This window comes from Devosia sp. FKR38, assembly GCF_005222805.1.
Taxonomy (GTDB): Bacteria; Pseudomonadota; Alphaproteobacteria; order Rhizobiales; family Devosiaceae; genus Devosia.
In genome coordinates, this window is sequence record NZ_STGC01000005.1 from 456,800 (window position 1) to 471,701 (window position 14,902).

15 protein-coding genes are annotated in these 14,902 nt (G+C 64.8%); 14 read left to right on the top strand and 1 reads right to left on the bottom strand.

Annotated features, from left to right (window positions below):
• The first annotated feature begins 4 nt into the window (after window positions 1–4).
• The gene (locus E8M79_RS07305) at window positions 5–1,153 is read left to right on the top strand and encodes an alpha-D-ribose 1-methylphosphonate 5-triphosphate diphosphatase (RefSeq protein WP_137151277.1); all 1,149 of its coding nucleotides are present in this window, start codon (window positions 5–7) and stop codon (window positions 1,151–1,153) included.
• A complete protein-coding gene (gene phnN / locus E8M79_RS07310) occupies window positions 1,150–1,713 on the top strand; it encodes a phosphonate metabolism protein/1,5-bisphosphokinase (PRPP-forming) PhnN (RefSeq protein WP_137151278.1) in 564 nt (187 codons plus the stop codon). Before E8M79_RS07305 ends, phnN begins: the two co-directional genes overlap by 4 nt.
• Here phnN and phnF read toward each other — a convergent pair.
• Window positions 1,710–2,435: a phosphonate metabolism transcriptional regulator PhnF gene (gene phnF, locus E8M79_RS07315; protein WP_137151279.1), complete on the bottom strand. Its 726-nt coding sequence runs from the start codon at window positions 2,433–2,435 to the stop codon at window positions 1,710–1,712. The two genes, phnN and phnF, sit on opposite strands and share 4 nt — an antisense overlap.
• Before the next feature lie 76 nt (window positions 2,436–2,511).
• On the opposite strand from phnF, the gene phnG reads away from it, so the two are divergent.
• The 12 genes from phnG to E8M79_RS07375 all read left to right on the top strand — a co-directional run bounded on the left by phnG (window position 2,512) and on the right by E8M79_RS07375 (window position 14,874).
• Entirely contained in the window at window positions 2,512–2,967 is a 456-nt protein-coding gene (phnG, locus tag E8M79_RS07320; protein WP_137151280.1) for a phosphonate C-P lyase system protein PhnG, read from the top strand.
• 1 nt (window position 2,968) lies between these two features.
• Entirely contained in the window at window positions 2,969–3,568 is a 600-nt protein-coding gene (gene phnH / locus E8M79_RS07325; protein WP_137151281.1) for a phosphonate C-P lyase system protein PhnH, read from the top strand.
• A 1-nt stretch (window position 3,569) separates the two neighbouring features.
• Window positions 3,570–4,658 carry a carbon-phosphorus lyase complex subunit PhnI gene (locus E8M79_RS07330; RefSeq protein ID WP_137151282.1) on the top strand — a complete coding sequence of 363 codons (1,089 nt, stop codon included), beginning with the start codon at window positions 3,570–3,572 and terminating at the stop codon, window positions 4,656–4,658.
• Window positions 4,659–4,806: 148 nt separating this feature from the next.
• Window positions 4,807–5,685 carry an alpha-D-ribose 1-methylphosphonate 5-phosphate C-P-lyase PhnJ gene (locus tag E8M79_RS07335; protein WP_137151283.1) on the top strand — a complete coding sequence of 293 codons (879 nt, stop codon included), beginning with the start codon at window positions 4,807–4,809 and terminating at the stop codon, window positions 5,683–5,685.
• Window positions 5,686–5,851: 166 nt separating this feature from the next.
• A complete protein-coding gene (gene phnK / locus E8M79_RS07340) occupies window positions 5,852–6,631 on the top strand; it encodes a phosphonate C-P lyase system protein PhnK (RefSeq protein ID WP_137151284.1) in 780 nt (259 codons plus the stop codon).
• A gap of 2 nt (window positions 6,632–6,633) precedes the next feature.
• On the top strand, window positions 6,634–7,335 hold the full coding sequence (phnL, locus tag E8M79_RS07345; protein WP_137151285.1) for a phosphonate C-P lyase system protein PhnL: 702 nt from the start codon (window positions 6,634–6,636) through the stop codon (window positions 7,333–7,335).
• Complete coding sequence (locus tag E8M79_RS07350) at window positions 7,332–7,949, top strand: DapH/DapD/GlmU-related protein (protein WP_137151286.1); 618 nt, start codon at window positions 7,332–7,334, stop codon at window positions 7,947–7,949. The genes phnL and E8M79_RS07350 overlap by 4 nt, the downstream gene beginning before the upstream one ends.
• 170 nt (window positions 7,950–8,119) lie before the next feature.
• Window positions 8,120–8,947, top strand: coding sequence for a phosphonate ABC transporter ATP-binding protein (phnC, locus tag E8M79_RS07355; RefSeq protein WP_137151287.1), 828 nt, complete (start codon window positions 8,120–8,122; stop codon window positions 8,945–8,947).
• 62 nt (window positions 8,948–9,009) lie between these two features.
• Entirely contained in the window at window positions 9,010–9,918 is a 909-nt protein-coding gene (phnD, locus tag E8M79_RS07360; protein WP_137151288.1) for a phosphonate ABC transporter substrate-binding protein, read from the top strand.
• 71 nt (window positions 9,919–9,989) lie between these two features.
• Window positions 9,990–10,949 carry a phosphonate ABC transporter, permease protein PhnE gene (gene phnE / locus E8M79_RS07365; RefSeq protein ID WP_137153295.1) on the top strand — a complete coding sequence of 320 codons (960 nt, stop codon included), beginning with the start codon at window positions 9,990–9,992 and terminating at the stop codon, window positions 10,947–10,949.
• Between the two features lie 7 nt (window positions 10,950–10,956).
• Entirely contained in the window at window positions 10,957–12,306 is a 1,350-nt protein-coding gene (gene phnE / locus E8M79_RS07370; protein WP_137151289.1) for a phosphonate ABC transporter, permease protein PhnE, read from the top strand.
• 123 nt (window positions 12,307–12,429) lie between these two features.
• Window positions 12,430–14,874 carry an EAL domain-containing protein gene (locus tag E8M79_RS07375; RefSeq protein WP_171015771.1) on the top strand — a complete coding sequence of 815 codons (2,445 nt, stop codon included), beginning with the start codon at window positions 12,430–12,432 and terminating at the stop codon, window positions 14,872–14,874.
• Window positions 14,875–14,902: the final 28 nt, after the last annotated feature.

The following is a 14,902-nucleotide window of genomic DNA, read 5'->3' on the forward strand; positions in this document are numbered from 1 at the left end:
GCCTATGAACTCCGTCGCCCTGGGGGACCTGGTCCTCACCAATGCCCGTATCGTCATGGCCAATGAGGTCGTGGAGGGCTCGGTTCGGGTCGATGGCGGCGTCATCACCGACGTGGGCACGCCCAGCCGCACCGGCGTCGACCTCGATGGCGACTATCTCATACCGGGCCTGGTCGAGCTGCATACCGATCATCTCGAAACCCACTACGCACCGCGTCCACGCGTGCGCTGGAACCCGGTGGCTGCGGTGCAGGCGCATGACGCCCAGATCGCCGCCTCCGGCATCACCACTGTGCTGGATGCCATCCGCGTCGGCCTCGATGAGGATACCGACGTCACCGCCACCGAAATGCGCATTCTGGCCGATGCCATTGCCGCCGGCAGCCAGGCCGGTCGCCTGCGCGCCGAACACCATATCCACCTGCGCTGCGAAGTCTCTGCCCCCGATTGCCTGGACAGCTTCAACCTCTATCTCGACGATCCGCAGGTGCGCCTCGCCTCGCTGATGGACCACACCCCCGGCCAGCGCCAGTTCACCAGCATGGACGCCTGCCGCGCCTATTATCAGGGCAAGCGCAAGATGAGCGATGCCGAGTTCAACGGCTTCGTCGAGCGGCGCAATGCCGATTCCATCCGCTATGCCGGCAAGCATCGCCGCGCCCTGGCCTCCGCCTGCCAGGAGCTCGGCATTGTCATGGCCAGCCATGACGACGCCACCCGCGACCATGTCGAGGAAGCCGTGGCCCTGGGCATCGAGGTCGCCGAATTCCCCACCACCATTGAGGCGGCCCGTGCCTCGCGCCAGGCCGGCATGGCCATTCTGATGGGCGGCCCCAATATGGTGCGTGGTGGCTCGCATTCCGGCAATGTCTCCGCCCGTGCCTTGGCCGAGGCCGACCTGCTCGATATTCTCTCGTCCGACTACATTCCCTTCTCCATGTTGCAGTCGGCCTTCGCCCTTGCCGACAGCGTGGAATCGGTCAGCCTCTCCAAGGCTATCCAGCTGGTCACCAAGCGCCCCGCCGAAGCCGCCGGTTTCCATGACCGCGGCGAGATCGCCATCGGCAAGCGCGCCGACTTCGTGCATCTGCGTGTCGAGGATGGCATTCCCATCGTGCTGACCGTGTGGCGTCAGGGACGCCGGGTCATATGAGGGGCAGTTTCGTCGCCGTTGTCGGCCCCAGCGGCGCCGGCAAGGACAGCCTGATCGCCTATGCCCGCGAAAAGCTCGGGGCAGGGGGCCAGGTGTGCTTTGTCCGCCGCGTGGTGACCCGTCAGGCCGATGGCGGCAGCGAGGACCACGACAGCCTTGATGACGCCAGCTTCGATCAGGCCGAGCGCGACGGCGCCTTTGCCCTCACCTGGGCGGCACACGACCTGCGCTATGGCCTGCCCATTTCGCTTGAGAATGATCTGCGCGCCGGCCGCGTGGTGATTGCCAATCTCTCGCGCGCCATGATCCCGGCGCTGGTCGCCCGCTATCCCGATACCGTGGTGGTCAATGTCTCGGCCGACCGCGACGTCATCGAGAGCCGCCTGGCCAAGCGCGGGCGCGAAACCGCGGCCTCCATCCAGACCCGCCTGGATCGCCGCGTCGCCGAACGCCTGCCCTCGAGCACCGTGCAGATCGACAATTCCGGCGCGCTCGAAACCGCCGGCCAGCAGTTCGTGCACCTGCTGGAGGATCTCGCCAGCCAGGGCGTGCGCCGCTAAACCACCAGTTCCATGCGCTCGGCGGGAAACCGGCTGAGCGCATAGGAGATCGGACTGCCGTCCAGCCTGGCGTCGATCGCCTCCGACACCAGTAGGATCGCCCCGGCGGAGAGGCCCAGCAACTGGGTTTCCTCTGCATCGGCATGGCGTGCCGAAATCCGCGTCGAGGCGCGCACATAATCGTCAATGCCATAGCTGGCGAACACCGCCGTGGTGGAATGCAGCGCCACGACCCGTGCCGCGAAATCGGGAAACTTGCGATAGTCCAGCCAGGTGGTAGCGCGCGATAGCGGCCGCCCGTCCGCGCTGGACAGGCCTTCCACTCGCACCACTTTGGCGCCCGCCTTCAGCCCCAGCGCCTGTGCGACCGCCGCACTGGCATTCTCCAGCCGGTCACTGAGATGGCGCGATGTCAGCGTCTGGGCCTGGCCGGCCAGATTTTCGGAAAAGCGCGTGCGCTTGCCGATGGGATAGCTCAGCCGCTTTGCGCTGCGCACAAAGGTGCCGCGCCCCTGTTCGGCACCCACCACGCCCTCGTCGGCCAGCACGGCCAGCGCCCGCCGCACCGTATGGCGATTGGCCGAAAAGCGCTCGGCCAGCACCGCTTCCGTGGGCAGTCGATCCCCGCTCGCCAGCTTGCCGCCGATGATGTCCAATCGGATGGCATCAGCGATCCGCCGCCACAGCGCGACCCCGCCCAACACATCTTTCGGGTCTGTCATTGCTTTTTCACACGAGAAGCCTAAGAGGGAAATCACGACACTAGTTGTCTAGTTCATTAGACAAATCGAGGCAAGCATGCAAATCGCATCTGATCATCCGGCCCCCGACCGCAAACGCGCGCTCGACGTGCTGGCGGCCGCCCCGGCCCGCGAATTGGCCGCCGTCTGGGACGCCTGGTCCGACAAGCCGGCCACCACCAGGCTGCGCGGTCCCGAGGTGGGGCTGGTGATGGTGCGTGGCCGCGCCGGTGGCGGCGGTGCCCCTTTCAACCTGGGCGAAGCCACCGTCAGCCGCGCCAGCCTGCGCCTGGCCAGCGGCGAGGTCGGCCATGGCTATTGCCTGGGCCGCGACCTGGCCAAGGCCGAGGTCATTGCCACCATCGACGCGCTTTACCAGCGCGATCCCAAGGCCGTTGAGGCCGAGATCATCGCGCCGCTGCAAAAGGCCATCGCCACCGCCGACCAGAAGCGCCGCGACGAAGCCGCCGCAACGCGGGTCGATTTCTTCACCATGGTCCGGGGAGACAACTGAGATGGACACGCTTCTCGACGGCGGTTTTGCCGATCCCGTGCTGCAGTCCCAGACGGCCTTCCGCGCCGTGCTGGATGCACTGGCCAATCCCGGCACGCTGCAGACCCTGGCCATGCCCCAGGCTGCGCCCAGTGCCATGGCCGCCGAACTGGTCAGCATCCTTCTGACCCTGTGCGATCATGACACCAGCCTCTGGCTCGATCACGCCCTGCGCGTCGATGGTGCCCTGGTGGAGTTCCTCGCCTTCCACACTGCCGCACCGTTGACCAGCAGCGCCGGCGACGCGACCTTCGCAGCGGCTTCTGCGGCAGCGCATTTGCCGTCGCTCGACCAGTTCAACCTGGGCACCCAGGAATATCCTGATCGCTCCACCACCATTGTGCTGGCCGTGCCGGCGCTCAGCGGTGGTCCGGTGCTGCGCCTGCGCGGCCCCGGCATCAAGGATCATATCGAGATCAGCCCCCAGGGCCTGCCCGCCGACTTCCTCGGCCAATGGGCTGCCAATCGCGAGCTCTTCCCGCGCGGCATCGATCTGCTGCTGGTCGCTGATGGCCAGGTGCTCGGTCTGCCCCGTTCCACCCGCATCGCTGAGGGACAGTGACATGTATGTAGCCGTCAAAGGCGGGGAAGCCGCCATCGCCAATGCCCATGCCCTGCTCGCCGACCGCCGCCGCGGCGACCGCTCGGTGCCCGGCCTGCGCCTCGACCAGATCATCCAGCAGATGGGCCTGGCCGTCGACCGCACCATGGGCGAGGGCTCGCTTTACGACACCGAACTGGCCGCTCTTGCGCTGGTCCAGGCTCGCGGTGACCTCATCGAGGCCATCTTCCTGGTCCGCGCCTTCCGCACCACGCTGCCGCGCTTTGGCTATTCCAATCCCGTGCGCACCGAGGCCATGCTGATCGAGAGGCGCATCTCGGCCACCTTCAAGGATCTGCCCGGCGGGCAGATGCTGGGCCCAACCTTTGACTATACCCACCGCCTGCTCGACGCCGGCATTCTCGACGATGTCGTCCCGGCCCCGGTGGCCCGTCCGGCTGAAGACGCTGCCGCGCCGCGCGTCACCGATCTGCTTGGCCGCCAGGGGCTGATCGAGCCCGACGGCGAGACGGACCCCGATCGCCCCGTCGGCGATCTCACCCGCGAACCCCTCGATTTCCCGCTCGACCGCGACCTTCGCCTGCAGGCGCTGGCCCGGGGCGACGAAGGGTTCCTGCTGGCCCTGGCCTATTCCACCCAGCGCGGCTATGGCCGCAACCACCCCTTCGTCGGCGAAATCCGCATCGGCGAGGTCGAGGTCGAATTCGACGTGCCCGAGCTGGGCTTTGCGGTGAACCTGGGTCGCATCCGCGTCACCGAATGCCAGATGGTCAACCAGTTCAAGGGCTCGGCCAAGGTGCCGCCGCAGTTCACTCGCGGCTATGGCCTGGTCTTCGGTCAGGCCGAGCGCAAGGCCATGGCCATGTCGCTGGTCGACCGTGCCCTGCGCGCCCGCGAACTGGGCGAAGACATTGTCGCCCCGGCGCAGGACGAGGAATTCGTCATCTCGCACTCCGACAATGTCCAGGCCACCGGCTTCGTCGAACACCTCAAGCTGCCGCACTATGTCGATTTCCAGGCCGATCTCGACCTTATCCGCCGCATGCGCGCCGAACACGACGCGGCCGCGCTCAAGGAGGCGGCGGAATGACCTTGAGAGGTTGCAGTCGTCCTTCCCTCCCCCTTGAGGGGAGGGATCGAGGGTGGGGGTCGTTAAGTGGCCCACCGATGGACCCCCACCCCCAGCCCCTCCCCTCTAGGGGGAGGGGAGCCGAGCATCGCGCTTTGGAGCACACATCATGACCACCGTCGCCCAATACAATTTCGCCTATCTCGATGAGCAGACCAAGCGGATGATCCGCCGCGCCATCCTCAAGGCGGTGGCCGTGCCCGGCTACCAAGTGCCGTTCAGCTCGCGCGAAATGCCCATGCCTTATGGCTGGGGCACCGGCGGCGTGCAGGTCACGGCCTCGATCATCGGGCCGTCTGACGTGCTCAAGGTCATCGACCAGGGCGCTGACGACACCACCAATGCCGTCTCGATCCGCGCCTTCTTCGCCAAGGTCGCGCAGGTGGAAACCACCACGCGTACTGCCGAGGCCACCATCATCCAGACGCGCCACCGCATTCCCGAAAAGCCCTTGGGCAAGGGTCAGATCCTGGTCTACCAGGTGCCGATCCCCGAGCCGCTGCGCTATCTCGAGCCGCGCGAGACCGAGACGCGCAAGATGCATGCGCTCGAGGAATACGGCCTGATGCACGTCAAGCTCTATGAGGACATCGCGCGCCACGGCCGCATCGCCACCACCTTCGCCTATCCGGTCAAGGTCGAGGGTCGCTATGTCATGGACCCCAGCCCCACGCCCAAGTTCGACAATCCCAAGATGCACATGAGCGCGGCGCTGCAATTGTTCGGCGCCGGCCGCGAGCATCGCATCTATGCCGTGCCGCCGCACACCGAAGTGGTAAGCCTCGACTTCGAGGACCATCCCTTCACCATCCAGCACTTCCCCGAACCCTGCGCCCTGTGTGGTGCGCGTGAAGTCTATCTCGACGAGGTCATTCTCGATGACCACGGCGGGCATATGTTCGTCTGCTCGGACACCGACCATTGCGAAGACCGCCGCGCCGCTGGCCATGTCGGCCCGCTGGGCGTGGCCCAGAAGGCGGCAGAATGATGATGCTTGCTATGGTCCCTGACCATCACCCCCTCCCAACCTCCCCCATCGAGGGGGAGGTGCCGCTCCACTCGTTTGACTCGATCTCGTCCCAACCACCGGCCGATACCTCCCCCTTGATGGGGGCGGCTAGGAGGGGGTGGGGCCCCGCACGCGGAGACCAGAAATGACCACTGAACAACCCCTTCTCCGCGTCAGCAATCTTGCCAAATACTATGGCAGCCGCCTGGGCTGTGCCGATGTGAGCTTTGAGCTCTGGCCCGGCGAAGTCCTGGCCATCGTCGGCGAATCCGGCTCGGGCAAGACCACGCTGCTCAATTCCCTGTCTGCGACGCTCGAACCCAGCGCTGGCGAGACGCTCTATCGCATGCGCGATGGGCAATGGCGCAATATCTATGACCTCAGCGAGGCCGAGCGGCGCTTCCTCGTGCGCACCGACTGGGGCTTTGTGCACCAGAACCCGGCCGATGGCCTGCGCATGACGGTGTCCGCCGGCGCCAATGTCGGCGAGCGGCTGATGGCGGTGGGCGACCGCCACTATGGCAATATCCGCGCCACAGCGCTCGATTGGCTTGGCCGTGTCGAGATCGCCGCTGACCGTATCGATGACCAGCCGCGCTCTTTCTCGGGCGGCATGCGCCAGCGCCTGCAGATCGCCCGTAACCTGGTCACCGGCCCGCGCCTGGTGTTCATGGACGAACCCACCGGCGGCCTCGACGTTTCGGTGCAGGCGCGCCTGCTCGATCTGCTGCGCGGCCTCGTGGGCGAACTGGGCCTCGCGGCCATTGTCGTCACCCACGATCTGGCCGTGGCGCGTCTCCTCAGCCACCGCATGATGGTGATGAAGGACGGTCACGTCATCGAAGCCGGCCTCACCGACCGCGTGCTCGACGACCCGCGCGAACCCTATACCCAGCTGCTCGTCAGCTCGATTTTGCAGGTGTGACCATGACTGCCCTGTCCGTCCAGAACCTCAGCAAGACCTTCACCATGCACCTGCGCGACGGGGTCGTCCTGCCGGTGGTCGCGAATGTCAATTTCCACGTCGAGCCCGGCGAATGCGTCGTGCTGGGCGGCCCATCGGGGGCGGGCAAAAGCTCGATCCTCAAGATGGTCTATGGCAATTACGGCGTTGATGCCGGCGCCATCACCATCCAGCATCACGGCGAAGCGGTCGATCTCGCCACCGCCGATCCGCGCACGGTGCTGACCCTGCGCCGCGACTCCATCGGCTATGTCAGCCAGTTCCTGCGCACTGTGCCACGCGTTTCCGCGCTCGACGTGGTCGCTGAGCCGCTGGTGATCCGCGGCGTCGACAAGACCGAGGCGCAGGGCAGGGCGCGGGAATTGCTGGCCCGGCTCAACCTGCCCGAGCGGCTGTGGAGCCTGCCGCCGGCCACTTTCTCGGGCGGCGAACAGCAGCGCGTCAACATTGCGCGCGGCTTCATCACCGACCATCCCGTGCTGCTGCTCGACGAGCCCACCGCCTCGCTCGACGCCACCAATCGCGCCGTCGTTGTCGCCATGATCGGCGAGAAGAAAGCCCAGGGCGTCGCCCTGCTCGGCATTTTCCACGATGAGGAAGTCCGCGCCCAGGTGGCCGACCGCATCATCGACGTCACCGCCTTTGCCCCGAGGATTGCCGCATGAAAACGCTTGGTATCGAGCCCTTCATCCACCCCACCGCCACGGTGAAAGACTCCACCCTGGGCCGCTACACCGAGGTGGGCGCCGGCTGCACGCTCTATCGGTCGAGTATGGGCGACTATTCCTACTGCGTCAGCAATACCCAGATCGCCTATAGCCAAATCGGCAAATTCGCCAATATCGCTGCCCATGTGCGCATCTATGCCTCCATGCACCCCATGGAGCGCGCCTCGCTGCACCATTTCACCTATCGCTCGGCACAGTTCTTCGAAGGCGAGGAAGACGACCAGGCCTTCTTTGACTGGCGCGCCTCCACGCCCATCACCATCGGCCACGACACCTGGATCGGCCATGGCGCTGTCATCATGCCGGGGATCACCATCGGCAATGGCGCCATCATCGGCTCCAATGCGGTGGTGACCAAGGATGTCGCCGATTTTGCCATCGCCGTGGGCGTGCCGGCGCGGACCATCAAGCAGCGCTTCAGCGACCCCGTCGCCAGCCGGCTGGACGCGCTCAAGTGGTGGGACTGGAGCCACGAGCAGTTGCATCAGGCGCTGCCCGATTTCCGCAAGCTGCCGATCGAAGCCTTCCTCGACAAATACGAGCAGGCCTGATCGTCGCGTCTCAGGGGAGGGGCCCATGCCCCTCCTGACTTCGTCGCTGCGCACTCTGTGACATCCCGCCCCATGTCTCCGGTGCATCGTCATGCAACCGTCACGCAATCGTTACGTCAGTTTCATGGCCCCGCCCTAGGTCTGCCACAGTCAATCGACGGGGCGACCGCATGCTGAAGATCTCCAATGTGACGCGACGGTTTGGTGACAAGATTGCCGTCGACAGCGTGACGCTGGATATTCCCCAGGGCCAGATGGTGGGCATCATCGGCCGCTCCGGCGCCGGCAAGTCCACGCTGCTGCGCATGATCAACCGCCTGGCTGACGTCTCCTCCGGCGTTATCGAATATGACGGTGTCCAGACCAGCACCCTGCGCGGCCAGGCCCTGCGCAACTGGCAACGCGACTGCGCCATGATCTTCCAGCAGTTCAACCTCGTGCCGCGCCTCGATGTCATCACCAATGTGATGCTGGGGCGCCTCAATGGCCGCAACCCGCTGCTCAACCTGCTGCAGCTGTTCACTGCTGACGAGCAGCTGGCCGCGCTCAAGGCGCTGGAGCGTCTCGACATCGCCCAGACCGCCACGCAATGGGCCCAGACCCTGTCGGGCGGCCAGCAGCAACGCGTCGCCATCGCCCGCGCCCTGATGCAGGGCCCCAAGCTCATTCTGGCTGACGAACCCATCGCCAGCCTCGATCCGCGCAATGCCCAGATCGTCATGGACAGCCTGCGCGACATCAATGCCGAGGGCATTACCGTCATCACCAACCTGCACACGCTCGACACGGCCCGCGCCTATTGCGAGCGCATCGTCGGCATGAGCGCGGGCAAGGTGGTTTTCGATGGCACGCCCGACCAGCTCACCACTGATGTGGCGCGCACCATTTACGGCGCCGATGGGCTCAAGGAAGCCTTCTCGGAAGCCATGACCTCGACCGCTATCGCGCCGCTCGTCGCTCCCACTGTCCGGAGCATGGACGCAACGTCGACGTCCTAACCCCGTTCCGCTGCCGGAAGCTCCGGCATGCCGACATCCTCGCGTTCCCAAAGGAGACTTCCATGACCGCGATCCGTACCGTTCTGCTGGCCGGCGTTGCCGCCATCGCCCTGACCTCTGGCGTGTTCGCCCAGGACAATGTCCTGCGCATCGGCCTGCTCGGTGGCGAAAACGAAGCCGACCGTCTGCGCGACAACCAGTGCCTGGTTGACCTGATGAAGGCCGAGCTGGGCTTTTCCGACGTGCAGCTGTTCCCCGCTGCAGACTACAATGGCGTGATCCAGGGCCTGCTGGGCGGCACGCTTGACTACGCCGAACTCGGCGCCTCCGCCTATGCTGCGATCTACCTCCAGGATCCCAAGGCTGTTGAGCCGATCCTGACCACCGAGCAGACCGACGGCGCGACCGGCTACTACTCGATCATGCTCGCCCGCAAGGACAGCGGCATCGCCACCCTGGCCGACATGAAGGGCAAGAAGCTCGGCTTCGCTGACCCGGATTCGACCTCGGGCTACCTGGTTCCGGTCGTGGCCCTGCCCAACGACATCAAGATGCCCGTCGAGGAATTCTTCTCCGAGACCGGCTTTGGCGGCGGCCATGAGAACCTGGTTCTCGCCGTGCTGGATGGCCAGTTTGACGCCGGCGTCACCTGGGGTTCGGGCGTTGGTGAGTTCTCCGAAGGCTACACCTCCGGCAACATCCGCTCGATGGTCGACAAGGGCATGCTCGACATGGAAGACGTTGTCGAGCTGTGGAAGTCGCCGCTGATCCCGAACGGCCCGATCGTGCTGCGGTCCAGCATGGACCAGGCAACCAAGGACAAGATCGAAGCCTTCCTCAAGGCCCTGCCGGAAACCAACTACGAGTGCTTCCGCGCGGCTCAGGCCGGCGACTACAACGGCTATGTTGAAGTCGACTCCAGCTTCTACGACGCCATCATCGCGGCCCGTAAGGCCAAGATCGGCGGCTAAGCCGAAACCCTCTCGGCCGGACCTGGCAACGGGTCCGGCCGAACTTCTGCCTGGAGATCAGCATGGCCGATATGACGAGCGGTGAGCGCGACCTGAGCCCGGCGACGGGCGCCATCCATCGGCACTATCGGCAATTGCTGGCGACGCGGCGCCTGTATTCTCTCATCGCAGTGGCCGGTGTGGCCATTGTCCTGGTCCTTGCCCTTCTGTTCGCCAATGAGGCCAGCTCGGGCAAGTTCATCGACCGGCTGCCGTACCTGTTCGATTTCATCAAGAACTTCGTGCCCGACGATCCGTTCGAGATCGTGCGCGCCATGTTCGATCTGCCGTCGCCCTATGCCGATGGCTCGTTCAAATATGACTATGAAGTGGGCCGGCACTATCTGTTCGGAACCGGCTTCTATATCCCCGAATACTTCTTTGAAATGCTGGTGACGCTCAACATCGCCTTTGCGTCGACGCTGATTGGTGGGCTGTTCGCCTTCTTTTTCTGCTTTCTGGCAGCGTCCAACCTGGGCGTTGCCGGGCCGTTGCGCTGGATCGTCCGCCGGCTCTTCGAACTGATGCGCGCCTTCCCCGAGATTGTGCTGGCCGGCATGATGGCCGCAGTGCTCTCCCTGGGACCGATCGCTGCCATCTTCGCCGTCTCGGTGCATACGGTCGGCGCGCTGGGCAAGATGTTCTTCGAAGTGGTCGAGAATGCCGACATGAAGCCCGACGACGGGCTGCGCGCGGTCGGCGCGAATTGGTTTGAGCGCGTGCGCTTCGCCATCGTGCCCCAGGTCATGCCCAATTTTGTCTCCTACTTCCTGCTCCGCACCGAGATCAATGTGCGCGCCTCCACCATCATCGGCGCTGTCGGTGGTGGCGGCATTGGTGAGGTGTTCCGCCAGGCCATCGGGCGCGACCACGCTGCCAAGACGTATGCCATCGTCATTCTGCTGTTTTTGACCATTGTCGCCATTGACCAGCTTTCTGGCTGGCTGCGCCGGCGTCTGGTCGGCAATGCCGCCTTCCAGTTCGGAGCCTAGGAACGCCATGTCCGCGATCACTTTGTCTGAACAGGAGCGCAATCGCCTCCACCGGGCCCACCCAGAGGTGTTCCATCGCTCCATCTGGCAGCGCTGGGGTGCGCTCTTGCTGGTCCTCGGCGCGCTGGGCTACCTGGCCTATTGCTGGAGTTTCTTTGACGTTGGTCAAAAGCTGAGCGAGGGCAAGTGGGAGCGCGCCAGCATCTATATGGCCGACTGGATCAGCTGGGAGGCGCAGCCGCGCTTTCGGTTTCAGCCGGATGGATCGATCCAGATCGAGCATCAGCGTTTCTCGCCGCTCGGCGAAAACCCCGACCCCGATTGGATGACCACCCTGCCGGATGGACGCGAAGAAGTGACCTTCGGCTCGGCTGATGATCGCGTGGAAGTCGCCTCGACCGGTGTTGTCGCCGTCCTTGGGGGCGTTGCCTATGACGTTGCATTCAGCGGCGAAGCAGCCCTGCTGCCGGCCAATGCCCCGGCCGCGATGACCGAGAAGAACGGGCGCGTGACGGTGGACTTCGGTTTTGCCGGCAGTGCCGAGATCCGCGCCACGCAGGTGCTGATCCGCCGTCGCTTCCTCGGTTGGGAGAATTTCTGGTTCGATACGACGTCGCCCTTCTGGGGCATGGGGCTGCCCGAGCTCTGGACCAGTGTCACCACCGGCCCGCAGATTGAGCCGGACCGCTCCAATGCGTCGCTGGCCTTGCACGAGTTCCTGACCAACTCGGAGTGGCAACATGGCGACGTGCTCAACAAGCTGTTGCAGACCATCGTGATGGCCTTTGTCGGTACATTGTTCGCGGCCTGCCTGGCTTTCCCGCTGGCCTTTATCGCCGCCCGCAATGTGACCAATTCCAAACCGGCGAACTGGATCACCAAGCGCTTCTTCGACTTCACCCGTTCGGTCGACATGCTGATCTGGGCCCTGGTGTTTACCCGCGGCTTCGGACCCGGCCCCCTGGCCGGTATTGCGGCCATCTTTGTCACGGACACCGGCACCTTCGGCAAGCTCTACTCCGAAGCGATCGAGAACATCGATGATAAGCAACGCGAGGGCATTCGTTCGGTCGGGGCCAGTCCGGCGGACGTCAACCGCTACGGCATCGTGCCGCAGATTGCCCCGGTGGTCATCTCTCAGACACTCTATTTCTGGGAGGCCAATATTCGTGGTGCAACCATCATCGGTGCCGTCGGCGCCGGTGGCATCGGCCTCAAATTGCTCGAGGCCATGCGCACCAACCAGGATTGGGAGAACGTCGCCTATATGGTTGTGCTGATCCTGGGCGTTGTCTTCCTTTTCGACAGTCTCTCCAACGCCATCCGCTCCCGTCTGATCGGATCGGCCGGGCACTGACGGCGCCCTGCCGCCGATCAATTGGGATCGCCGGCGCGCGTTAACACATTTGAAACCGATCGGGCTAAGCCGCACTTAAGTTGGCGGGATTAGGGTGCGTCCAGCTCGAAAATGGACCGACCCGTGTTCCGTATTTTTGATTTCTTTCTGCAGCAGCATGATTACCGCTTTGTTGTGATCGCCGCGCTGATCTGCCTGGTTTCCGCCTACGCCTGCGTCAATCTGCTGCGCCATGCCAACCGCGTCCAGGGGCGCATGCAATGGACCTGGATCGGCGTCGCTGCGCTGGCGGTGGGCCTGGGCATCTGGGCCACCCATTTCGTCGGCATGCTCGCGTTCCGCCCCGGCTTTAGCCTTAGCTATGACTGGGCCATCACCGGCGCCTCGTTGCTGATCGCCATCGTCCTGGGCGGGCTGGGCATTGCCATGGCCGCCCGCGGTCGGAGCGGCACAGATCATTTCCTGGGCGGCGCCGTGGTGGGCATCGCCATCTCGGCCATGCACTATACCGGCATCGCTGCCCTGATCATGGGCGGCGCCATCGGCTGGAACACGTCGCTGATTGCCATTTCCATCCTGGCTGGCATGCTGTTGGGCGGTCTGGCCTTCGTCGCCGCCATGCGCCGTCGTCTGCTGCTGGCGGCCCTGGTGCTGACCCTGGCTATCTGCGGCATGCACTTCACCGCCATGCAGGCAGCCGATTTCTCGGCCTGCTATCCCCTGAGCGCCGATAGCCCGTTTACCAATGAGCTGCTGTCGCTGGCTGTGGCGGGGATTGCGCTTCTGGTGCTCGGCGCCGCCATTGGCAGCATCATGCTCGACAAGGCCGACCATCGCCGCACCCAGCGCGAAAAGGCTCGCCAGCTCGCCGACGCCAAGCGCTTCAAGGATGTCAGCACCCTGCTCGAGCTGGCCACCACCCATATGCTGCAGGGTCTGTGCCTGTTCAGTGCCGACGGCCGCCTGCAATACTACAACGAGCGCGCCGCCGCGCTGGTTGGCGACCTGCTGCCCAAGGGCGACAAGCGCAATCTGCAGTTCCAGCATCTCGCCCTGGCCCTATACGGGGGCGAAGCCACCATGTCCTCCGAGGAGCGAGCTGAGCAGCATCTGCGCATCGACGCACTCATCGACAGCATCCACAAGGGCGAGGCGCTCGACTATCTGCGCACCATGCACGACGGGCGCATCATCCGCTTCATGCACAATCCCACCGTCGACGGCGGCTGGGTCACGACCATCGATGATGTCACCAGCGAACAGCGCAGCCAGGCTGCGGTGGCCCACCTGGCCTTCCATGACTCGTTGACCAATATCCTCAACCGCGCCGCCTTCAACGAACAGCTCGACCAGGTGCTCAAGACCGCCGAGGAAACCGATCTCAACTTCGCCGTGCTGGCCATCGACCTCGATCGCTTCAAGGAAATCAACGACACCCATGGTCATGTGGTGGGCGATGAAGTGCTCAAGGCACTGGCCAAGCGGTTGAGCGCCACCATCCGCGATGGCGAGATCATTGCGCGCCTGGGCGGTGACGAATTCGCTGCGCTCAAGACCTTCACCAATGTCGATAGCCTGCGCGACTTCGTGGCGCGCGTCGAGGCGGCACTGTTCTCGACTGTCGAGGCGGGCGGCGTCAGCATCGCCGGCGCCGCCAGCATCGGCGTGGCCATCTATCCCGATGATGGCAATGAGCGCTCGCGCCTGCTCAACAATGCCGATCTGGCCATGTATCGCGCCAAGTCTGAGTTCGATCGCCATGTCTGCTACTACGAGGCCGACATGGACGAGCATGCCCGCGCCCGCCGCGCCATGGCCAAGGATCTGTGGACCGCGCTGGCCGAAAATCAGTTCCACCTTGTCTATCAGGTACAGAAGTCGGTCGAGACCGATGCCATCACCGGCTACGAGGTGCTGCTGCGCTGGAACCGCCCCGGCTTTGGCCCGGTGGGGCCGGCCGATTTCATCCCCGTGGCCGAGGAATGCGGCGCTATCAGCGCCATCGGCACCTGGGTGCTGCGCAAGGCCTGCATGGATGCCGCCTCCTGGCCGGAAAAGCACCGCATCGCCGTCAATATTTCCGGGGTCCAGGTCAGCCAGATCGAGCTGATCGATACCGTGCGCGACACGTTGATGCTGACAGGCCTTGCCCCGTCGCGGCTCGAACTCGAGGTCACCGAAACCGCCATCATCGCCGACAAGGCCCGTGCCCTGCACGTGCTGCGCCAGATCAAGGCCATGGGCGTCGCCATCGCCATCGACGATTTCGGCACCGGCTATTCCTCGCTCGATACCCTGCGCAGCTTCCCCTTCGACAAGATCAAGATTGATCGCTCCTTCATGAACGAGGTCGATCTCAACGATCAGTCCAAGGCCATTGTCCGGGCCATCCTGGCCCTGGGGCGGAGCCTGTCGATCCCTGTGCTGGCGGAGGGCGTGGAAACAAGCGCTCAGCTGGACGTGCTGCGCGCCGAAGGCTGCAGCGAAGCCCAGGGCTATCTGCTGGGTCGCCCCGGCGCCATGGACTGGCAGGACACCGCCGAGCCGCTGCGGCGCCGCCCCAGCTAGAGCCGGGCGGGGGCCCGCCGGTCACGCC